Annotated in this window: 19 protein-coding genes and 1 pseudogene; 13 read left to right on the forward strand and 7 right to left on the reverse strand. The window is 65.0% G+C overall.

The genetic code is table 11. The features are described from left to right. The 3 genes and pseudogenes from rpmG to VDP74_RS14555 form a co-directional block, all read right to left on the reverse strand. Positions 1-62 (reverse strand): annotated as a pseudogene (gene rpmG / locus VDP74_RS14545) (50S ribosomal protein L33); the annotation flags it as partial. A 19-nt stretch (positions 63-81) separates the two neighbouring features. Further along, complete coding sequence (gene rpmB / locus VDP74_RS14550) at positions 82-318, reverse strand: 50S ribosomal protein L28 (protein WP_066453342.1); 237 nt, start codon at positions 316-318, stop codon at positions 82-84. Between the two features lie 83 nt (positions 319-401). Further along, positions 402-1,583 carry a multidrug effflux MFS transporter gene (locus VDP74_RS14555; RefSeq protein ID WP_323000381.1) on the reverse strand — a complete coding sequence of 394 codons (1,182 nt, stop codon included), beginning with the start codon at positions 1,581-1,583 and terminating at the stop codon, positions 402-404. Positions 1,584-1,748: 165 nt separating this feature from the next. Between VDP74_RS14555 and VDP74_RS14560 the strand changes: the two genes are divergently transcribed. The 4 genes from VDP74_RS14560 (at position 1,749) to VDP74_RS14575 (ending at position 6,439) form a co-directional block, all read left to right on the forward strand. Next, the gene (locus VDP74_RS14560) at positions 1,749-2,948 is read left to right on the forward strand and encodes a class I SAM-dependent methyltransferase (protein WP_416233000.1); all 1,200 of its coding nucleotides are present in this window, start codon (positions 1,749-1,751) and stop codon (positions 2,946-2,948) included. Positions 2,949-3,378: 430 nt separating this feature from the next. Continuing rightward, positions 3,379-4,320 (forward strand): ABC transporter substrate-binding protein, encoded by a 942-nt coding sequence (locus VDP74_RS14565; RefSeq protein WP_323000382.1) that lies wholly within the window; start codon positions 3,379-3,381, stop codon positions 4,318-4,320. A gap of 12 nt (positions 4,321-4,332) precedes the next feature. Continuing rightward, positions 4,333-5,187, forward strand: coding sequence for a proline/glycine betaine ABC transporter permease (locus tag VDP74_RS14570; RefSeq protein WP_323000367.1), 855 nt, complete (start codon positions 4,333-4,335; stop codon positions 5,185-5,187). Between the two features lies 1 nt (position 5,188). Continuing rightward, the gene (locus VDP74_RS14575) at positions 5,189-6,439 is read left to right on the forward strand and encodes a glycine betaine/L-proline ABC transporter ATP-binding protein (protein ID WP_323000368.1); all 1,251 of its coding nucleotides are present in this window, start codon (positions 5,189-5,191) and stop codon (positions 6,437-6,439) included. A 40-nt stretch (positions 6,440-6,479) separates the two neighbouring features. Here the strand turns inward: VDP74_RS14575 and VDP74_RS14580 are convergent, their stop codons facing one another. From VDP74_RS14580 to radC, 4 genes are all read right to left on the reverse strand, one after another. Beyond that, positions 6,480-7,874 carry an MATE family efflux transporter gene (locus VDP74_RS14580; RefSeq protein WP_323000369.1) on the reverse strand — a complete coding sequence of 465 codons (1,395 nt, stop codon included), beginning with the start codon at positions 7,872-7,874 and terminating at the stop codon, positions 6,480-6,482. Positions 7,875-7,900: 26 nt separating this feature from the next. After that, positions 7,901-9,655 (reverse strand): glycosyltransferase, encoded by a 1,755-nt coding sequence (locus tag VDP74_RS14585; protein WP_323000370.1) that lies wholly within the window; start codon positions 9,653-9,655, stop codon positions 7,901-7,903. 100 nt (positions 9,656-9,755) lie between these two features. Next, positions 9,756-10,016, reverse strand: coding sequence for a type B 50S ribosomal protein L31 (locus VDP74_RS14590; RefSeq protein ID WP_298015447.1), 261 nt, complete (start codon positions 10,014-10,016; stop codon positions 9,756-9,758). A gap of 165 nt (positions 10,017-10,181) precedes the next feature. After that, complete coding sequence (gene radC, locus VDP74_RS14595; protein ID WP_323000371.1) at positions 10,182-10,859, reverse strand: RadC family protein; 678 nt, start codon at positions 10,857-10,859, stop codon at positions 10,182-10,184. A 51-nt stretch (positions 10,860-10,910) separates the two neighbouring features. On the opposite strand from radC, the gene VDP74_RS14600 reads away from it, so the two are divergent. The 9 genes from VDP74_RS14600 to VDP74_RS14640 all read left to right on the forward strand — a co-directional run. Next, positions 10,911-11,381 carry an FKBP-type peptidyl-prolyl cis-trans isomerase gene (locus VDP74_RS14600; RefSeq protein ID WP_323000372.1) on the forward strand — a complete coding sequence of 157 codons (471 nt, stop codon included), beginning with the start codon at positions 10,911-10,913 and terminating at the stop codon, positions 11,379-11,381. Beyond that, positions 11,381-12,382, forward strand: a complete 1,002-nt coding sequence (gene ispH / locus VDP74_RS14605; protein WP_323000373.1) for a 4-hydroxy-3-methylbut-2-enyl diphosphate reductase — start codon at positions 11,381-11,383, stop codon at positions 12,380-12,382. Before VDP74_RS14600 ends, ispH begins: the two co-directional genes overlap by 1 nt. 29 nt (positions 12,383-12,411) lie before the next feature. Then, positions 12,412-13,287 (forward strand): NAD(P)-dependent oxidoreductase, encoded by an 876-nt coding sequence (locus VDP74_RS14610; protein ID WP_323000374.1) that lies wholly within the window; start codon positions 12,412-12,414, stop codon positions 13,285-13,287. Then, the gene (locus VDP74_RS14615) at positions 13,284-14,708 is read left to right on the forward strand and encodes a YdgA family protein (RefSeq protein WP_323000375.1); all 1,425 of its coding nucleotides are present in this window, start codon (positions 13,284-13,286) and stop codon (positions 14,706-14,708) included. Before VDP74_RS14610 ends, VDP74_RS14615 begins: the two co-directional genes overlap by 4 nt. Positions 14,709-14,785: 77 nt before the next feature. Beyond that, positions 14,786-15,190 carry an HIT family protein gene (locus tag VDP74_RS14620; protein WP_323000376.1) on the forward strand — a complete coding sequence of 135 codons (405 nt, stop codon included), beginning with the start codon at positions 14,786-14,788 and terminating at the stop codon, positions 15,188-15,190. A gap of 485 nt (positions 15,191-15,675) precedes the next feature. Continuing rightward, positions 15,676-17,037: a substrate-binding protein gene (locus VDP74_RS14625; protein ID WP_323000377.1), complete on the forward strand. Its 1,362-nt coding sequence runs from the start codon at positions 15,676-15,678 to the stop codon at positions 17,035-17,037. Positions 17,038-17,124: 87 nt separating this feature from the next. Beyond that, positions 17,125-17,991 carry a branched-chain amino acid ABC transporter permease gene (locus tag VDP74_RS14630; protein ID WP_323000378.1) on the forward strand — a complete coding sequence of 289 codons (867 nt, stop codon included), beginning with the start codon at positions 17,125-17,127 and terminating at the stop codon, positions 17,989-17,991. Then, a complete protein-coding gene (locus VDP74_RS14635) occupies positions 17,988-19,880 on the forward strand; it encodes a branched-chain amino acid ABC transporter ATP-binding protein/permease (RefSeq protein WP_323000379.1) in 1,893 nt (630 codons plus the stop codon). Before VDP74_RS14630 ends, VDP74_RS14635 begins: the two co-directional genes overlap by 4 nt. Further along, a partial coding sequence (locus VDP74_RS14640; protein ID WP_323000380.1) for an ABC transporter ATP-binding protein occupies positions 19,867-20,479 on the forward strand: 613 nt, incomplete at its 3' end. The genes VDP74_RS14635 and VDP74_RS14640, both read left to right, overlap by 14 nt.

The following is a 20,479-nucleotide window of genomic DNA, read 5'->3' on the forward strand; positions in this document are numbered from 1 at the left end:
TAGAAATGACCCGTGCCAGCCGTGGATTCCAGCTTGATTTTTTCGCGGATACCTTTTGCCATGATGTGCTCCTAGGGCCGATCAGGCCAGTTCGCCGCGGGCACGCAGGTCGGCCAGAACGGAATCGATGCCGTTCTTGTCGATGGTGCGCAGGGCCTTGGTGGATACGCGCAGGCGCACCCAGCGGTTTTCGGATTCGACCCAGAACCGGCGCGATTGCAGGTTGGGCAGGAAACGACGCTTGGTTTTATTGTTCGCGTGCGAGACGTTGTTGCCCACCATCGGGCCTTTGCCGGTTACTTGGCATACGCGTGCCATGGTCTCACCTCTGTAATCTATATCAGGAAAGCCTGGCATTCTATACTGAAAATGGCTTTCTAATCAAGCTGCATCTGTACTTTTCAGCGGGCGCCCCGGGGAGCGTGTGTCATCGCCAGCCGGCTGGCCAGCCAGGACAGCGCCGCGCAGGCCGCCAGCACTGTCGTCAGGGGCAGGGGGCTGTCAGTATGCCACAGGCTGACGACAAAGCCCGACAAAGCGCCGCAGAACATCTGCAGCGACCCCATCAGCGCCGAGGCCGTGCCCAGGCGCGGGCCCTGTTCAGCCAGGGCCAGGGCGGCTGAATTTGGCCCCACGAAACCTTGGCTGGCCATGAAGCCCATCAGGCACAGCATCAGCAGGGGCAGGTTGATCCAGCCTGCCAGGGTCAGGGCCAGGGCTGCGACAGTCATCAGCACCAGGGTGAACTGGGACCGAATCAGCAAGTCCAGCGGGCGATATCGGTTCAGCAGGCGGGCGCTCAGTTGCGCGGCCAGGATCAGCGATGCCGCGTTCAGGCCGAACACCAGGCCGAACCAGCGCGGGTCGATGCCGTAGATCTGGATGAAGACCTGTGGCGACCCCGAGATGTAGGCGAACATGCCGGCCGACCCCAGGCCGCCCGCCAGGGCGTAGCCCATGAATCCCCGGTGCGCCAGCAGCAGGCGGAAATTCGCCAGGATGGTGCCGACTGCCAGCGGCGTGCGTCGGTCGGAGGGCAGGGACTCGCGCATGTTGCGCAGTACCATCAGCCACAGGCCGGCGCCCGCCAGGGCCATCAGGTAGAACACGGCGCGCCAGGAAGCCAGGGCTACGGCCTGGCCGCCCAGCAGCGGTGCGACGATGGGCATGACCCCCATCACCAGCATCAGCAGGGACAGGGCCTGGGCGGCCTCGCGGGTGTCCAGATGGTCGCGGATCACGGCCCGGGGCACCACCATGCCGGCGGCGCCACCGAAGGCCTGGACAATGCGCCAGAGCGTCAGGTGGGCGATATCCTGGCTGAGGGCGCAGGCCAGCGAGGCGATGGCGAACAGCGCCAGCCCGACCAGCAGTGGCAGTTTGCGGCCATAGCGGTCGGCCAGCGGGCCGTAGGCCAGTTGCGCCACGGCCAAACCCAGCAGGTAACTGGCCAGTGTGCGCTCGACCAGCCCCTGGGATGTCTGCAGGTCGTGGGCCATGGCCCCGAACGCCGGCAGGTACATGTCGATGGCGATCGGGCCCAGGGCAGCCAGGGCGCCCATGAGCACCAGCCAGGACGGCATCAGGGCAGCGGTTTTTGGGGGCATGGGGACGCGTGCAGGGGGGCTTGAAGAGAGCGTGTTTGGCGCTACTATACCAAGGTCCATCGTGAACTCAGGGAGGCTCTGTTGACTGCAATTGCATCCATCATCGAGAACAAACTTGGATCTTTGCCCATTCCGGTGTCCATGGCTTTGCCGGACGGCGGGAAAATAGGTCCCGCCGACGCGCAACTGCATTTCATGATCCGGGATCATGCCGTTCTGGCCCACTTTGCGGCGGGCGAGGTCGGCGCCCTGGGCGAAGACTACGTCGATGGCAAGTTCGATTTTGACGGATCCATGCGCGATCTGATGCGGCTGGCCGCTGGCATTCTGCCCGGTTCGCCTGTGGACGCCGCGCAACTGGGCTGGCTGACCAGCCTGGTGCGGCGCCTGGTGTCAGTCTGGCGCCATTCGGTAGATCGCGATGCGCGGCAGATCGAATTTCACTACGACCTGTCCGACGAATTCTATGCCCTGTGGCTGGATCCGCGCCGCGTCTATTCCTGCGCCTATTATCGCGAACCCGGCATGACCGTGGCCCAGGCCCAGGAAGCAAAACTGGACCACATCTGCCGCAAACTGGCACTGAAATCCGGAGAACGTTTCCTGGATGTGGGCGGCGGCTGGGGGGGCTTGATGCTGTGGGCCGCCGAGCATTACGACGTCGACGTGACCGGCATCACGCTCTCGCACAATCAGCACGCCTACGTCAATCAGCTGATCCAGGAAAAAGGCCTGGGCGGGCGGGTGCGCATGGAACTGCTGGACTACCGCAAGCTCGACGAATCGAATCCCTACGACAAGATTTCCTCTGTCGGCATGTTCGAGCACGTCGGCCGGGCGCAACTGACCGGCTATTTCAGCAAGCTGCGTCGGCTGGTGCGCCCTGGTGGCCTGATCATGAACCACGGCATCACCGCCGGGGGCATCAGCAACACCGAATTGGGCGCGGGCATGGGGGACTTCATTGAAAAGTTCATCTTCCCCGGGGGGGAACTGTCCCACATCCACTACGTGTTGCAGACCATGGCCGAGGCCGGGCTTGAGGATCTGGATGTCGAGAATATCCGGCCGCACTACGCGCGTACCTTGTGGGCCTGGAGCGACGCTCTGGAAGCCAGGCTCGACGAGGCCAGGGCCATCCTGAGCACCCCGCAGGGGGAACGGTCCTTGCGGGCCTACCGCATGTACCTGGCTGGCTGCGCCATGGGCTTTGAGCACGGCTGGATCGCCTTGCACCAGATCATCGCCCAGCCCCAGCCGGCAGGCCGGCCCGACGAGCTGGATTATCCGGAGGGCCAGGCTTACCCCTGGCGCCGGGACTACATCTACGCGCCGCGCTGAAACTGCTGCAAAATCAGCCGATTGCCCCAGTGTGAAACAGCCTTTCACACTGGGGCAATCGGCTTGCTGGCGGAAAAAGCTTTATTTTCTGTCATCCTGCGTGTAAAATAACGTTTCTGCTGTTTTATTGATTTTCAATTCTGTTCGTAGCGAACGCCTGTTCAGGTGCTTCGCCTTCGACTGTCCTTGGTGCTTCGCACCAGCAGTGTCGGTATGTATTGGCGGTCCTCACCGTCTTCCGCACACCCTCCCCTAAGCTATGGCGTCTGACGTGCTGTTTTGCGTCCGGCGTCTCCGTAACCCAAAGGAGGCATCAATGTCTATCTCTCTTTCCGCGTCGCGCCCTGCGACTTCCCATTCCCCTTGGTCGAAATCCGTCCTGGGCCTGGCCCTGGCGGCCGTCCTGACCGGCCTGTCGCTGGCGCCTGCGATGGCCCAGGCGGCCGAGGCCCCTCAGTGCGAACTTGATCGTCCCATGCGCTTTGGCGGCATGAACTGGGAATCCAATCTGGTTCTGGTCGAAGTCGAGCGCTTCATCGTCAAGCACGGCTACGGCTGCGATTCGGAAGTCCTGCCCACGGAAACCCTGCCGGCGCTGGCCGCCCTGCAGCGTGGCGACCTGGACATCAATAGCGAGATCTGGCTGAACAGCACGCTGGAACCCTGGAACAAGGCCGAGGCATCGGGCAAGGTCAAGCGCATCGGCGACATCTACATGGGTGGCGAAGCCTGGTTCATCCCGAAGTACACGGCCGATCGCCTGCCGGATCTGAAAAAGGCCGCCGACCTGCCCAAATACTGGAAAGACTTCAAGGATCCGGAACAGCCCGACAAGGGCCGCTTCTACGGTTGCCCGGCGGGCTGGGGCTGCGAGGTCGTCAGCACCAATCTGTTCAAGGCTCTGGGCCTGGGAAAAACCTTCACCCTGTTTTCCCCCGGCACGGGTGCAACGCAAAAAGCAGCCTTGACCGCCGCCTACCAGCGCAAGGAAAACATCGTCTTCTACTACTGGTACCCCACGCCGCTGGTGGGATCGATGGACCTGGTCAAACTGGAACTGCCGCCCTATGAGGCTGACAAGCAGAAATGCCTGACCGACCCCAACTGCGACAATCCGCAGGCCACCGACTATCCGGAAAACCCGGTGTTCACGGCGGTGACGACGGCATTCACCGAAAAGGCGCCAAAGCTGACGTCGTTCCTGTCCAAGGTCAAGGTTCCTCTGGACGTCATGAACCAGACCATGGCCTACATGGAAGAAAACGAGGCCGAGCCTGCGCCGACCGCGCAGTGGTTCCTGAAGAACAAGCAGGACGTCTGGGCCCAGTGGCTGCCGGCCGATGTGACGGAACGGGTCAAGGCTGCCTTGTAAGGGGCCGCATCCATGTTCCCTGAACTGATTTCAGCCCGGGAACTGCAACGGCCCATCGACGATTTCGTCAATGGGCTGGTCATGCAGTATTCCGATGTGCTGCGCGCCATCACCCAGCCGCTGCTGGATTTGCTGATCTGGTCCGACAATCTGCTGCGTCATTCCCCCTGGTGGGCCATCGTGATCGTCGTCATGGGGATCGCCTGGCTGAGCAGCCGCAAATGGCGCTTCACCCTGGCCATGGGAGGCCTGCTGTGTCTGCTGGGGGTCATCGGCCTGTGGGAAGCGTCCATGCAGACGCTGTCCCTGATGCTGGTGGCCGTTGCCTTTTCCGTGATGATCGGCATTCCGGTCGGGATCGCCATGGCCAGCTTTCGCTGGGTCCGCACCGTCATGCTGCCGGTCCTGGACGTCATGCAGACCATGCCCAGTTTCGTCTACCTGATCCCGGTAGTGATGCTGTTCAATCTGGGCAAGCTGGCGGCGCTGTTTGCGACCGTGATCTATGCCGTGCCGCCCGTCATTCGCCTGACCGACCTGGGCATCCGCCTGGTGGACGCGGAAGTCCTGGAGGCCTCTCGGTCCTTCGGCGCCAGCCGCACCCGCCAGCTGTTTGGTGTGCAGCTGCCGCTGGCGTTGCCCAACATCATGGCGGGCATCAACCAGACCACCATGATGGCGCTGGCCATGGTCGTGATCGCGTCCATGATCGGTGTGCGGGGCCTGGGCTACGAGGTGCTGCAGGGCATCAACCGGCTGCAGGTGGGCCGCGGCCTGATGGCCGGACTGGGCATCGTGGTGCTGGCCATCATCTTCGACCGGATCACGCAGCAGTTCGGTCAGCGGCAACAAGCCCGGAGGGTCTGACATGCACAAGATCGAAGTCCGCAACATCTACAAGATCTTCGGCCCGCATCCGGACCGCTGGCTGGCTGCCGCGCGCGACGGCCTGTCGAAAGAGGCCCTGCTGGAACGCAGCGGCCATACCCTGGGCCTGCGCAACATCAGCCTGTCCATCAAGGCAGGCGACATCCACGTCATCATGGGCCTGTCGGGGTCGGGAAAATCGACCCTGATCCGCCATTTCAACCGCCTGATCGAGCCCAGTGCGGGCCAGATCCTGGTCGATGGCGTGGACGTGGTGGGCCTGAGGCCCAAGGAACTGGAACGCTTTCGCCAGCAGAAAATGAGCATGGTGTTCCAGCGTTTCGGCCTGCTGCCGCACCGCACCGTGCTGGACAACGCCGCCTACGGCCTGGCCGTGCAGGGCGTGCGCCGCGCCCAGCGCAACGAGCGCGCCCAGCACTGGCTGGAACAGGTCGGCCTGTCGGGTTTCGAAGCCCAGTACCCGCATCAGTTGTCGGGCGGCATGCAGCAGCGCGTCGGCCTGGCGCGGGCCCTGGCCACCGATGCCGAGATCCTGCTGATGGACGAGGCCTTTTCCGCGCTGGATCCGCTGATCCGCCATGAAATGCAGGACCAGCTGCTGGCCCTGCAGGCCCGGCTGAACAAGACCATCGTCTTCATCACGCACGATCTGGACGAGGCCCTGCGCCTGGGCAATCGCATCGCCATCCTGAAGGACGGCGAACTGATCCAGGAAGGCACGCCGGAAGACATTCTGCTGTCGCCGGCCAACGACTACATTGAATCTTTCCTGCAGGACGTCAACCGGGGCAAGGTCCTGAACGCGTCCCATGCGTGCAATGAACGTCCGTTGACGCTCACCACGCGCAGCAATCCGGTCCATGCGCTGGAGCGCATGGCCACGCGCGGCTACGACTACGCAGCCGTGCTGGACGGCAAACGGCTGGCCGGCGTGCTGGTGCGGGTCGATGCTGAAAGAGCCGTGCGGGAAGGCGCCCGCGATGTCGCACGCTATCTCAGCGACATGGCTTCGGTGCCGGCGTCCGCCGGCCTGGACGAAGTGCTGGCCCGGCTGCTGCGCACGCCCGAGCCCGTCGCCGTGACGGGTGCGCAGGGCGAATTCATCGGGGTGTTGTCGCGCAGCAAGGTCGTCGAGCTGGTGACGCCGGGCACGGCAGCCGAGCCTGGCGCCGATCCGCTGCCGCCGGCAGCCTCTGCTGCCCGGGACGAGCCCGGCTCCCGCGCCGCCTAGCCGTCGGCCGTTCGCCGCCGGCGCGGCGCGGTGGCGGTCTTCAGCGGCGTGCCTGGCGGTGCAGCACGTGGCCGTACCAGGCGAACAGCAACAGCGACGTCAACGCCAGCCCCGCCATGGCCATGATCCACATGGTCGCAGCCCCCACGGGGGCGCCCGGCATGAACCAGGCGGCAGCCGGGGCCAGGGCGCCGGCCTGCGGCCCGTAGCCCAGCCACCATCCCCCCACCAGCCCCAGGCCGGTCAGCGCCGTGATCTGGAGGATCAGTGGCACCATGGCGATCTTGTAGGCCCGCAGCACGTAGGCGCTGACGCAGTGCATGGCGTCCCAGAAATGGAACCAGGGGGCGATCTGCAGCAGCGTCAGCGCGATGACGGCGACCTGCAGGTCGTCGGTGTACAGACGCACGATCGGGCCCTGGGCGCTGATCAGGATCAGATTGGTCAGGACGGCGCCCAGCAGGACCAGGGCGATGCCGTGCAGGCCGGTGCGCTGGGCGGCGGCCATCTGGCGCGCGCCGACCGCCTGGGCCGTCAGGGATGCTGTCGACAGGCTGAGCGACATGGGCAGCATGTAGCATAGGGCGATCAGGTTGGCCAGGATCTGCTGTGCGCCGCTGGCATAGAGCCCGTCGCGCGCCACCAGCAGCGCCATGAAGCTGAAGGCGCAGACCTCGATCAGATAGGATCCCCCCATGGGCAAGCCCAGGCGCAGCAGTTCTTTCTGGTCGAGCCAGCGCGGCCGGCCCACGCGCAATCGCAGGGCCTGAAAGGCCGGGTGGCGCCGGACCATCCACAGGCCGGCGGCCAGCATCATCCAGTTCACCACCAGGGTTGCCACGCCTGCGCCGACGGCGCCCATGGGTTCCAGCCCCAGTCCGCCGAAGATGAACCAGGTGTTGAACAGCAGCTTGAAGGCGACGCTGCCCAGATTGATCATCATCACGCCGCGCGTCTGCGAAATCGCGGTGGCCATGGCGTAGATGGTGCGAAACAGCAGCGCCGAGGGCAGCGCCAGCGCCAGGGCGATCAGGTAGCCGGCGACGCGTTCGCGCACAGCAGGCTCGATGCTGCCCGACAGCGCCAGCCAGGTGTTCGGGAACAGCAGGCTGGCGCCGCCCAGGACGGACAGCGCCAGCGCCAGCCACACGCCTTGTCCCCAGGCGTGGCCGGCCCGATCCAGGTGGCCGGCGCCGAAGTGCTGGGCGATGATGGGGATGAGCGCGTGTATCACGCCCATCAGCCCGACGAAGACCGTGATGTAGATGGAGGCGCCCAGCGCCATGGCCTGCAGGTCGATGGCGTCCGTGTGGCCGACCATGGCCGTGTCCAGCACGGCAAAGACGATACCGGCCCAGGCGCTGACCAGAATGGGCCAGGATTGCTGCAGGATGGTCCGCCACGGGGCGACCTGCGCCGAGGAGAGGGTGGACATGGTTGCGAGGGATGAGTGAGCGGGGGTCAGGGGGCAGGCCGTACCCGCACCAGACGGAACATTTCGTGCCGATCGGGGCCGCGTCGGCCTTCCCAGAGGATCTCGTAGCCGGGGCGCGAGGTTTCAATGGCCTCGGGGTCGTGCATGTCGAGCTGCTGCAGGAGCAGGGGGCAATCCCCGTCGAAGGACAGTTCGATGCGGTTGAATACCAGGAAGGATGCGCGCTGCCCTCTGCCCAGCCCCTGGGTGCGGATGCATTCGCCGGGGTGCTGGGCACGGGCCAGCGCGCGCGCCAGCGATGCCGAGACGTCGCGGTAGCTGCGTACGTAATCCAGCGCCGGCATCCACAGCGTGGCCAGCAAGAGCCAGGTGGTCAGCAAGCCGCCCGCCGACAGCGCCGTGCCGCGCCACAGCCCCGCCGGATGGCTGCGCAGGCGCCAGCGCACCAGGGCGATCCAGGCCAGGGTGCCCAGCAGGGCGATGGCGGTCGCGGGCCAGGCGACATGGATGTCGAAGCCTCGGGTCTGGCGGGCGATGTTGGCGGAGATCTGCACAGGCCAGCCGGTCTGCAGGGCGATCCAGCCCAGCCAGACGGTGGCCGCCGTCAGTGAAAAGCACATGACGGCGAACCAGTCCAGCGTGTTGATCACGCCGCGCCGCAGGGTGGGCAGCGCAAAGGCGGCCAGGACGGCGCAGGGCACCGCCAGCGTGCTGTATTCGGGCTCGAAGGGGTCGCTGCTGGCCATCAGCACCGCCAGGGCCGCCAAGCTGAAGCTCAGGGGGATGAGGATATGGGGGGCGGCAAACCATCCGCGCCAGCGCCACAGTGCCAGCAGGGCCAGCGGCCAGGTCGGCCACAGGAACCAGGGCAGGTCGCGCACGATGTTCAACCAGGCGCGGGAGCCGGGCCAATCGAAGGCATGGCGGGTCCAGATCAGCCAGCTGGTGGTCCAGTACGGACCGAAGGCGCGCGCGGGAATCCACCAGAGCAGGATCAGGCTGGCAGCGATCAGCGCACTGACGACCAGCCATTTGCGGGCATCTGCCAATGGCCCCCGGGGAATGAAGACAATCAGGGCTGCCAGCATCAGGGGCAGGCCGCCCAGCCAGCCCCGAGCCAGAAAGGCGGCGCCTACCGCTGCACCCAGGGTGATGGCGCCGGATACCGGGTGATCCAGCATCCGGGCGACGGCATAGAAGGCCAGGGCCTGAAAGGCGATTACGGCGGGCACTTCCGATGTTTCGTGCATGCGCCAGATGATGCCGACCGTCGCTACGATGAGCAGCAGGGCTGCGTCGGCCAGCATGCGCCCGTAGTCGCGTTCGGACGGCTCGCCGCCAAACGGCAGGGCCAGGGGCTGGGCTTCGGCGCGCCGCCCCAGCAGGTACGTGCCGTACCACAGGGAACTGGTCAGGATCGCGAACCACAGGATGTTCGGTATCCGCGAGGCGATGATGGCCGCGTTCAGCGGGTTGAAGAACAATTCCAGCAGCGGCCGCAGCGCCCAGATGAAGAACGCGCCCACCCAGGTGACCAGTGGCCCGTCCTGGGCCTGGGCCAGCTGGCCGACCTGGGGCAGCAGCCAGGCGTGTTCCTGGCCCGAGAGAGCGGTCAGCATCGTCGCCAGGCTGGTGACGTCGTCGGTTTTCCAGGGGTCGCGGTAGAACAGGCCGGCAAGAATATAGACCAGCCCGACGGTCAGCAGGAACAGGCGGGGCAGCTTGGCCGCCGCCGTGGCGGTCAGCCGGGCAGGCGTGGATCGCAGATCTTCGGTGCGCACTGGCTCGGTCACAGGGAAGGGGTAGGGCCCATGTTAAATGAAAAAAGGCAGCCTGATGGCTGCCCTTTCAGAGAGACTGCGGTACGCAGCGTGGGGGCCTTTACTTCTTGACGGTGCCGGCCGTGCGGGCGAAGCGGGCGCGGAATTTTTCCACGCGACCCGTCTCGACGATGCGCGTCTGGGCGCCCGTGTAGAAGGGGTGCGATTCGGACGTCACGTCGCATTTGAACAGCGGGTAGGACTTGCCGTCGATTTCGGTGGTTTCCCGAGACGCCAGGGAAGAACGCGAAATGAATTTGTTGCCGGTCTGCAGGTCCAGGAACACGACCTCGCGGTATTCGGGGTGGATGCCTTCTTTCATGGTGAAATCCGTAAGTTTAAAGGGGTCGCCAGCCGGATGGACGAAGAATGACTGCGTCGAAAACTGCAGGCGGGCACTACAGAAACCGTACCCACCGCACCTATCGACCGCGCCAAATCCACATCAAAATCCTGGCAACGTATCCAAGGTTAGCCATAAATTCTATCATAACTGGCCCCGTTCGGCCAAGGACGTCACCTCGGTGGCGCCCACGATCAGGTGGTCCAGCAGGCGCACGTCCACCAGGGCCAGGGCCTGCTTCAGCTGCCGGGTCAGTGTGATGTCGGCGGGGCTGGGTTCCGACAGCCCGGACGGGTGATTATGCGCCAGGATGAGCGCGGCGGCATGGTGGGCCAGGGCGGCCCGGGCGACCTCGCGCGGATAGATGGAGGCGTGCGACAGCGTGCCCCGCGCGATTTCCGCGCAGTCGATCAATTGCAGCTGGGTATCCAGGAACAGCGCGATGCAGTGTTCCACCCGCAGGTGGGCCAGCCGCATGGCGCAGAACTGCTTGACCCGGTCGGGCTGGCTCAGGGCGCGGCCCTTGCGCAGAGGCTCTTCCAGTGCCCGGCGGCTTAGTTCCTGCACGGCCAGCAGCTCGCAGGTCTTGGCCGCGCCCAGGCCGGAGAAGGCCAGCAGGGCGCTGCTGTCCGCCGACAGCAGGCGCCGCAGCCCGCCGAAATGCGCGATCAGCTCGCGGCCCATGTCCACGGCGTTGCGCCCGCGCGTGCCAGTGCGCAGCAGCACCGCCAGCAGTTCGGCGGACGTCAGCGCCTGCGCGCCGTGCCGCAGCAGTCGTTCGCGGGGACGTTCGCCGCAGGGGGATAGGCTGTCTTGTGGCATGATTGGCCTTAAAATGGAGGGGTTTGTCTGATTTTTCATGGGTGACCCATTTTGACCTCTTCCCCTGACGTCGCGCACGTCCACGCGGACTCTTATGTCACGCTGCACTACCGCATCGAACCCCTGTCGGGGCCTGCCGCCGGGACGGCGTTCGTGGATACCTTCCTGGATCGGCCCGCCACCCTGCAGATGGGCATCGGCCAGTGGGCGCCCGGGCTGGAATCGCTCCTGGTCGATCAGCCCGAAGGCGCGCACTTCACCCAGGACGTTCCCGCCGCCCAGGCCTATGGCGAACGCAACCCCGAACTGCTGCGCTGGATATCCCACGACGAGATGGTGCGCAACGCCCCGCCCGACACAGTGTTCGAAGCAGGCGACATGATCGAATTCGTGGCGCCCAATGGCGGGCGCTATTCGGGCGTGCTCAAGACCCTGCAGGGCGATTCCGCCCTGTTCGATTTCAATCATCCCCTGGCCGGCATCGACCTGCAGGTGGAAATCCGCATCCTGGGGGTGTTGTGATGACAGCGCCTGTCGCCGACGACCGCCGGGATGCCGCCCCGGGCGCCGACGCGGATGCCGGCCCCGAGATCGTGCTGGCTCAGCCGCGCGGTTTTTGCGCCGGGGTGGATCGCGCCATCGAAATCGTCGAGCGTGCCCTGGAAATCCATGGGGCGCCGATCTACGTGCGCCACGAGATCGTCCATAACCGCTACGTCGTGGAAGACCTGCGGACCAAGGGCGCCATCTTCATCGATGAACTCGAAGACGCGCCCGCAGGCGCCATCGTGATCTTTTCGGCGCACGGCGTGTCGCGCGCCGTGCGGACCGAGGCCGAAGAGCGCAGCCAGCGCATCTTCGACGCCACCTGCCCGCTGGTCACCAAGGTCCACGTCGAAGTCGCCCGCATGCGCAAGGAAGGCCGCGAGGTCATCATGATCGGCCACAGGGGCCACCCCGAGGTCGAAGGCACGCTGGGTCAGGCCGACGACGGCATGTACCTGGTGGAAACCGTGCAGGACGTGCAGGCCCTGCAGGTCCGCAACCCGCATCACCTGGCCTTCGTGACGCAGACCACGCTGTCGATCGATGATGCGGCGCAGGTGGCCGATGCGCTGCGCACCCGCTTTCCCGATATCGCCGAACCCAAGAAAAGCGACATCTGCTACGCAACCCAGAACCGCCAGGACGCCGTGCGCATCATGGCGCCGCAATGCGATCTGGTGCTGGTGGTGGGCAGCACGAACAGTTCCAATTCCAATCGGCTGCGCGAGGTCGCCGAACGCAAGGGGGTGACCGCCTATCTTCTGGACGACCCCGGCATGATCCGGCCGGAATGGCTGGACAAGGCGCGCAGGGTGGGGGTGACGGCCGGCGCTTCCGCGCCCGAAGCCCTGGTCCGGCAGGTGATCGCCCGTTTGCAGGAACTGGGCGTGCGCAGCGTCCGCCCGCTGGACGGCGTGCGTGAACAGGTGTCCTTTCCCTTGCCGCGCGAACTGTCGCGCAAGATCCAGGAAGACTGAATGCTTGCCGATCCGCAGGAGAACACGGCATGAACATCGGATTTTGCGGCCTGGGCCGCATGGGGGCGCCCATGGTGCGGCGCCTGTTGCAGGCGGGTCATCAGGTCAGCGTCTGGAATCGCTCGCCGGAACCCGCGCGGCAGCTGGCAGCCGAAGGCGCCCGGTTCTGCGATACCCCGCAAGCCCTGGGCGAGACCTGCTCCTGGGTCGCGCTGTGCCTGTTTGACGCCGCCGCCGTCGAGTCCGTCGTCTTCGGTCCGCACGGCCTGGCCCGGGCCGCATCGCTGGCGGTCCTGATCGATCACTCGTCCATCGCGCCCGACCGGACGCGCGCGTTCGCCGAGCGCCTGCGCCTGGCCAACGGCGCCGTCTGGCTGGATGCCCCGGTGTCGGGCGGCACGGGCGGGGCGGCAGCGGGTACCCTGGCCATCATGACCGGCGGGCCGGCTGACGTCTGCGCCCAGGTAGCCCCGCTGTTGCAGGCCTACGCGCAGCGCGTCACCCACATGGGACCGGTCGGCGCCGGGCAGGTGGCAAAGCTCTGCAACCAGACCATCGTCGCCACCACCATCGCGGCTATTGCCGAAGCCGTGGCCCTGGCGCGGGATGCCGGGGTCGATGCCGCCCGCCTGCCGCAGGCGCTGGCCGGTGGCTGGGCGGATTCCACGCTGCTGCAGATGTTCGTGCCGCGCATGACGCAGGCCGCCCCCGCGCCGCAGGCCAGCCTGGACACCATGCTGAAAGACCTGGATACCGTGGCCGCGCTGGCTCAGGCCCAGGGCACGCCGGTTCCGGTGGCGGCGGCTGCCGTCCAGGCCTATCGCCTGGCCAGCCGCCAAGGCCGGGGGCCTGCCGATACATCCCAATTGATCCGCCTGTACGATGCGACCGGAGACTGCGCATGACTCGACGTTTGAAGCTGGCCGCCGGTGCGGTGGCAGTGCTGGTGCTGGCCTATGGGGCAGCGTCCTGGTATGCGGGGCGCGTGACCCAGCAGTCCATTGAAGCCTGGGTCGCTCAGGCCAATCAGGACATCCAGGCCCAGTGGGCCTCGGGCGGGCAGCCGCCCGTGCTGCGGGTGGACGATTACCGGCGTGGTCTGTTTTCTTCGCAGATCCGCTACGTGTTCGAGTTTCGCGACGACCAGGGATCCGACCAGGCCGTGACCTTGCAGGACGACCTGCAGCACGGCCCCTGGCCCCTGGCAGCAGTGCGCGAAGGCCATTGGCAGCCTCTGGCGGCCTACAGCCAGGTGCGTCCTTTGCCGGGCGGGCCCTGGCAGCCCTGGTTCGCCGCCGCCGGCGATGGCGCTGCCGCCCCCTGGCAGGCAGATTCCCAGGTCGGGTTCGATGGCCGCGTGGCATCGCTCATCACCCTGATGCCAGTGCATGCGCCGGACCGGCAGGTCGATTTCAGCGGCGGCACGATGCAGCTGGCTTATCAGCCCCAGACCCGGCAGCTCAGCCTGTCCGCGCAGGCGCAGTCCCTGGAGATTCAGGATCCCGGCCTGTCGGTGCGTCTGCGTGCCGAGGGCCTGCAGTTCGACAGTGAAACCACGCGCAGCGGGGACGTCGACCTGCAGTCCAGCCAGCACCTGAAGCTTGCGCAGTTGCGGGTCCTGGATGGCGACAATCCAGAGATCCGTTTGGCCCAGCCGTCCATGCAGGTCCAGACCGCCCGCACCGGCGGCCTGCTGGACAGCCGCGTCCAGTACGACCTGCAGCAGCTGCAAGCCGGAGACCAGGATCTGGGTGCCATGGTGCTCAAGGCATCGGTCGAACAGCTGGACGTTCAGGCCTTCCAGGCGCTGCTGATGGCGCTGGACCAGATCGAGGCTGACGACGACGCCCCGCTGAGCCCCCAGGACGAGCAGCGTCTGCGTCCGCTGGTGGTGGCGGCGCTGGCCTCGTCTCCGCGCCTGTCGCTGGACGATTTCAGCTGGACCACGCCCAAGGGCAAGACCGATGCGCGGGTTCTGGCGCGGTTCCGTCCGGCGGCCGATGATGCGCCCCAGGACCTGGGTGCTTTGCTCGAACGGGGAATCGATCGGGTTACCTTGCATGCCGGGGTGTCCAAACCCATGCTGGTCGACATCCTGGGACGCAGCCAGGCCGGCGCCAGCCCGGACATGATGGTGGCGCTCTTCAGCATGCTGTTCGACCAGTTCTCAGGTCGCCTGGCGCGGGCAGGGCTGGTGCGCGAGCAGGACGGCCAGGTGCAGACGGATCTGGCCTATGCCGACGGCCAGGTGACGGTCAATGACCAGTCCATGACACCCGAAGCCCTGGCCGCACAGATCGACGCCGCCCTGAGCCTGGGTCAGTGATTTCAGGGTAAATGCCAGCCTGCCGGCGTTCGGGCGTCATGCTACTGTCTGCCGGTGCTGTCATTGACGAGGGTTTCATGGACACGGTCTTCACGCGCATCCTGGCCGGGGACATCCCGGCCGCCATCGTGTATCGGGACGAACGGCTCTTCGCCTTCATGGACGCGGGCCAGCTCAATCCCGGACACGTGCTGGTGGCGCCCTGCCACCCGTATCCCACGCTGCTGGATATGGATCAGGACCTGGCCGCCGATCTGATGCGCCTGGCGTGGCGCGTGGCGCGGGCCGTCCAGGACGCCTTCCATCCCGAAGGCCTGACCCTGCTGCAGGCCAATCGTCCTGCAGGTTGGCAGACCGTGCCGCATGCCCATATCCATGTCCTGCCTCGCCACGAAGACGACGGCGTGGGACTGGTCTGGCCGCGCAAGGATCCGGGCATCGACGTCCTGCGTGAATATGCAGCCCGCATCGTGCTGCATTGACGCCTGTTCCGGGCGCGCACCGCCGCAGCGGAAAAATCCTTGCAGCTTGAATCAAAGAGGCCTCGATGGCCTCTTTTTTTGTCGCCGGGCCACTGAAATTTTGTGTGCAGTGCAATATTCAGGGGAAATCCTGGCCTGATGATTTCCCTTAAGCATTAACCCTGATTTTTTGCATTGCATCAATTTTGAAAACAACAGAAATGCGTGGTGCATCAATGGCTTGCCGATGCGCTTCAAGGATTGCGAATCCCCTGTCTTACTCGCCTGATTCATCATGTTCCTGTCTGTAAGAATCTGCGTAAGTTCTACGTAAGTTTCAAATTTCTTAATAGCATCACGCAGAAATTGGGTCGTCCATTTCTCTGCTCAGCCACAAAAACAAAGCTGGATCATTCATAAAAATAATTCGCGGGTGATTGACTGACACGCAGTACACAGCCGGGCGCTTTTGGCGCCCGGGGCCACTCAAATCAGGAGACAAAGCAATGAATGAAAAGAAATCGTTGGGCCAAGCCATGCAGTCGCAGGTCAAACGCCGTTCCGTGCTGAAAGCTGGCGCGGCCGGGGTTGCCGGCAGCATGCTGCTGCCCGGTACCGCGCGCGTCGCGCTGGCTGAAGACAAGAAGCCCCTGGGCGCCTGGCCTGCGGGTGCCGAAGGCGATTCCGTGTTCGTTGGCCTGACGGTTGACCTGACCGGCCCCTATTCGGCCCAGGGCGCGGAACAGAAAAACGGCTATGAGCTGGCTGCCGAACAGATCAATGCCGGCGCTCCTCAGGTCCAGAAGATCTCCCCCCTGCTCAAAAAGGGCATCCTGGGCAAGAAACTGGTGCTGGGCTCGGCCGATGCCGAAACCAAGCCCAATACCGGCGTGCAGGCGGCCACCCGCTTCATTCACGACAACAAGGCCATGATGATCGCCGGCAGCACCAGCAGCGCGGTGGCCATCGCTTTGCAGAAGGTCTGCAACCGCGAACACACGCCGTACTTCACGGCCATCTCCGGTTCCAATGAAACCACCGGTGTGGACTGCCAGCGCTACGGCTTTCGCCTGTGCTATTTCGCCTACATGGCCTGCAAGGCCATCGCCCCCGTGGTCGCCAAAGAACTGGGCAAGGACCGCAAGGCCGCCTACCTGACGCCTGACTACACCTACGGCCACACCACCACCCAGTCGATGAAGGAATTCACCGAGAAAGAAGGCTGGAAGACCGTCACCAACCAGGTCCACCCGCTGGGCGCGAAGGACTACAGCTCCTACCTGATCAACATCGCCAATACCGACGCCAACGTGCTGGTGGTGGTGGCCTATGGCGCGGACGCCGCCAACGCCATCAAGCAGGCCAAACAATTCGGTCTGCTCGACAAGATGAAGATCGTCATCCCCTACATGTCCGCCTACCTGGAAAAAGAAGTCGGCGCGGACGTCATGCAGGGCGTGTACGCGGCCCAGGGCTTCTGGTGGACCATGGAAGACCACAATCCCGTGGCCAAGGACTTCGTCGAAGCCTACGAAAAGAAATTCGGCGGCAAGCCTCGGGATTCGGCCATGTACGCCTACCTGGCCCTGGTCCTGTGGGCCGATGCGGTGGAACGCGCCAAGAGCCTCTATCCGATCGACGTCGTCAAGGCTCTCGAGGCCGGCGAACTGCGTGACAGCCCGGTGGGCAAGGTCACGTTCCGCGCCGAAGACCACCAGGGCATCGTCGACTTCCCGATCCTGCGCGGCAAGAAACCGGCCGACATGAAGAATCCGGACGACTTCTTCGAAATCGTCCAGGTCGTCAAGGGTCAGGACGTTCTTCCCAAGGTCGGCCTGCTGGGCTGCAAGATGGGCGATTACGTCTAAACGCCGCTCTTGGGCCATGCTCCGGTATCCGGGGCATGGCCGGAAGCGGCCTCCGGGGCTCTCACAGGAGGCAACTCGATGCCGAGCATGTCTTTGTTTCTCTCGCAGCTGTTCAACGGGCTGGCCACCGGCCTGTTGCTGGCGCTCATCAGTACCGGCTTGACGATTATCTACGGCACGCTCGGTGTCATCAATTTTGCCCACGGCGCCTTGTTCGTCGTGGGGGGCTATGCCGGGTATACGGTCTATGGCCTGACGGATTCCTTCGTTCTGGCCGTGGCGGGCGGTTCCGCTGTCGCGCTGGCGTGCGGGCTGATCATGGAACGCGGCCTCATGCGCAAGTTCTACAGCCGTCCTCCCGAAGACCAGATCCTGGTCACGTTCGGCATCAGCATCGTGCTGGTGGAAATCGTGCGCGGCCTGTACGGCGGCGTCAGCCTGTCGGTGACGCCGCCCAGCTGGGGCATGGGCATTGCCCACATCGGTTCGCTGATCTACCCCATGTATCGCCTGGAAACCCTGGCGATCGCGGCAGTCACCTTGCTGCTGCTGTATTTCGTGCTGTATCGCACCAGCCTGGGGCTGATCGTGCGCGCCGGTATCGAAGACGCGCAGATGGTCAATGCCCTGGGCATCAACGTCAAACGCACCTTCCTGCTGGTCTTCGGGATCGGCGCCATGGCGGCGGGCTTTGCCGGGGTCATCAATTCCCCGATCGTGGCGCTGACGCCCGACATGGGCTTTCGCTACCTGGTGGAATCCTTCGTGGTGGTGGTGATCGGCGGGGTGGGCTCGTTCCCCGGGGCGGTGGTCGGCGGCATCATCGCCGGTGAAATCCTCAGCCTGACCGCCATGATCAATCCGCAGTATTCCGACGTCATGCTGTTCATCGCCATGGCGCTGGTGCTGATCTTCCGTCCTCAGGGACTCATGGGTCAGGAGGGTCGGGAATGAATTCGGTTCGAACAAGTACAGCGGACGAAGTCGGCGCAGTGGCGCAACCCGCCGGCGCGGTCCGCACAGGAGATGGCATCATGCGCAGACAGTTGCCGGAAATGCTGGTGGGGCTGGGCCTGCTGGCCGCCCCGTTCATTCTGCCGGCGATCGGCATGAGCCCGGACCTGCTGACGCGGATCCTGATCTGGGGCCTGTTCGGCCTGGGCTTCGATCTGCTGTTCGGCTACACCGGCCTGCTGTCATTCGGCCAGGCGGCGTTCTACGGTACGGGCGGTTTCGTCACGGCCTATCTGCTGACCGATGGCATCGTGCCCAACATGCTCGTTGCCCTGCTGATCGGCACGGTGATGGCTTCCGTGGCCGGCCTGGTCATCGGTTACCTGACCCTGCGCCGCACCGGCATCTATTTCGCCATGAGCACGCTGGCCTTCGGCGAGATGTTCTACTTCCTGGAGAACTCCTCCTTCAAGGACTACACCGGGGGTGAGAACGGCATCGCCGGGGTGCCGCCGCCGGAACTGTCCCTGGGCTTCATCAACATCCACATTTCCAGCGGCTGGCCCATGTACTGGTTTGTGGCGGTGATCTTCTTCCTGGGCTACCTGATCGCTCGGCGCATCGTGCGCTCGCCCTTTGGCGCCGTGCTGAAGGCCATCCAGGGCAATCCCAAGCGCGCCACGGCGCTGGGCCACTCGATCCAGTCCTACAAGCTGATCGTCTTCGTGGTGGCTGCCGCCTACGGCGGGCTGGCCGGCGGGCTGCTGGGCATCTTCCAGTCCTATATGCCGCCCGATGCCTTCGCGCTGGACACTTCCGCGCAGCTGGTCATCCAGACCGTGATGGGCGGGGCGGGCACGCTGCTGGGGCCGCTGCTGGGCGCCACCATCTGGCTCTACCTGTACGAGGGCCTGCAGCAGGTTGGCAGCCTGGGACCCTACTGGAAGCTCATCCTGGGGATCGTATTCGTCGTGCTGGTCACCGTGTTCCGGCGGGGCGTGGCAGGTGGCATCATCGATTTCTTCCACCGCCGCCGTCAGGGCCTGCCCAGCGACGTGGACAGCGGCGCCAGCAATCGCGTGGCCGGCGCCCTGGACATCGTGCCGCCACTGGCCAGCACCCGGCCCGGCGCCCCGGTGCTGGAAGCACGCGGCATCAGCAAACACTATGGCGGCCTGAAGGCCAACTCGGACATCGACTTCACCCTGCGTGATGGCGAACTGCACGGCGTGATCGGGCCCAATGGCGCGGGCAAATCCACGTTCTTCGCCATGCTGGCGGGCGAACTGCCCACCACGGCCGGCAAGGTCTTCTTCCGGGGCCAGGAAATCACCGGCATCGGCGTGACCTCGGTCTGCCAGCTGGGCATGAGCAAGTCCTATCAGATCAACCAGCTCTTCGAACACCTGACGGTACGCCAGAACGTCATGATCCCGGTACTGGCCCGCCTGCGCGGCCGCTATCGCGCCGACCTGCTGGCCAATCTGCACTCGGACCGGCTCGACGCCCAGGTCAATGCCGCCATCGCCCTGGTCGACCTGACGCATCACGCGGACACGCGGGTATCGGACATGTCCTACGGCGAAAAACGGCGCCTGGAAATCGGCCTGGCGCTGGCCACCGGGGCCAACGTGCTGTTGTTCGACGAGCCGCTGGCAGGCCTCGGGCCCGAGGAACGCGTCCTGGTCGTGTCGCTGCTGAAGTCGATCCGCCAGGGCCGCAGCATGGTCATCGTCGAACACGACATGGACGCCATGTTCGAACTGGCCGAACGTATCACCGTGCTCTACGAAGGCCGCAAGCTGGCCGAAGGAACGCCGGACGAAATCCGCCATGACCCCTCGGTTCAGGCGGCTTATCTCGGAGGAATGGACGATGAGTCTGCTTGAAGTCGACAAAATCAACAGCTATTACGGGGATTCGCACATCCTGTTCGACGTCTCGATGCACATCGAGGAACACGAAGTCGTCGCGCTGCTGGGGCGTAACGGTGCCGGCAAGAGCACCACGCTGAAATCCCTGATGGGCATGGTGGAAGTCAAATCTGGCGCCATCCGCCATCACGGAGTGGAAATCCAGCACCTGCCGCCCTATGGGCGGGCGGCGCTGGGCATCCAGCTGGTGCCGGAAGAACGGCGCGTGTTCGGGTCGATCTCGGTGCAGGAAAACCTGCAGCTGGCGGCCATGACGGCCGAGAAGCCGCGCTCGCTCGACGAGATCTACGCGACCTTCCCGCGCCTGGCCGAACGCAAGCGCAACCGCGGCAAGCAGCTCTCGGGCGGCGAACAGCAGATGCTGGCCATCGCCCGGGCGATGATCCGCAATGCCGACATCATTCTGCTGGACGAACCCTTCGAAGGCCTGGCACCGCTGATCGTGCGCGACCTGATGGGGGTCTGCCGCAAGCTGGCCGATGCCGGACAGACGATCGTGATCGTCGAACAGAACGTGCGGGCGGCGCTGTCGCTGGCCGACCGCGCCTATATCG

This window comes from Castellaniella sp. (assembly GCF_034674885.1).
Classification (GTDB): domain Bacteria; phylum Pseudomonadota; class Gammaproteobacteria; order Burkholderiales; family Burkholderiaceae_B; genus Castellaniella.

Coding starts and splice junctions, on each gene's coding strand:
- VDP74_RS14570 (WP_323000367.1), top strand. CDS start 4,333: ATGTTCCCTGAACTGATTTCAGCCCGGGAACTGCAACGGCCCATCGAC.
- rpmB (WP_066453342.1), bottom strand. CDS start 318: ATGGCACGCGTATGCCAAGTAACCGGCAAAGGCCCGATGGTGGGCAAC.
- VDP74_RS14620 (WP_323000376.1), top strand. CDS start 14,786: ATGGACACGGTCTTCACGCGCATCCTGGCCGGGGACATCCCGGCCGCC.
- VDP74_RS14610 (WP_323000374.1), top strand. CDS start 12,412: ATGAACATCGGATTTTGCGGCCTGGGCCGCATGGGGGCGCCCATGGTG.
- VDP74_RS14615 (WP_323000375.1), top strand. CDS start 13,284: ATGACTCGACGTTTGAAGCTGGCCGCCGGTGCGGTGGCAGTGCTGGTG.
- VDP74_RS14560 (WP_416233000.1), top strand. CDS start 1,749: ATGGCTTTGCCGGACGGCGGGAAAATAGGTCCCGCCGACGCGCAACTG.
- VDP74_RS14575 (WP_323000368.1), top strand. CDS start 5,189: ATGCACAAGATCGAAGTCCGCAACATCTACAAGATCTTCGGCCCGCAT.
- VDP74_RS14630 (WP_323000378.1), top strand. CDS start 17,125: ATGTCTTTGTTTCTCTCGCAGCTGTTCAACGGGCTGGCCACCGGCCTG.
- VDP74_RS14625 (WP_323000377.1), top strand. CDS start 15,676: ATGAATGAAAAGAAATCGTTGGGCCAAGCCATGCAGTCGCAGGTCAAA.
- VDP74_RS14580 (WP_323000369.1), bottom strand. CDS start 7,874: ATGTCCACCCTCTCCTCGGCGCAGGTCGCCCCGTGGCGGACCATCCTG.
- VDP74_RS14565 (WP_323000382.1), top strand. CDS start 3,379: ATGGCCCAGGCGGCCGAGGCCCCTCAGTGCGAACTTGATCGTCCCATG.
- ispH (WP_323000373.1), top strand. CDS start 11,381: ATGACAGCGCCTGTCGCCGACGACCGCCGGGATGCCGCCCCGGGCGCC.
- radC (WP_323000371.1), bottom strand. CDS start 10,859: ATGCCACAAGACAGCCTATCCCCCTGCGGCGAACGTCCCCGCGAACGA.
- VDP74_RS14635 (WP_323000379.1), top strand. CDS start 17,988: ATGAATTCGGTTCGAACAAGTACAGCGGACGAAGTCGGCGCAGTGGCG.
- VDP74_RS14590 (WP_298015447.1), bottom strand. CDS start 10,016: ATGAAAGAAGGCATCCACCCCGAATACCGCGAGGTCGTGTTCCTGGAC.
- VDP74_RS14555 (WP_323000381.1), bottom strand. CDS start 1,583: ATGCCGTCCTGGCTGGTGCTCATGGGCGCCCTGGCTGCCCTGGGCCCG.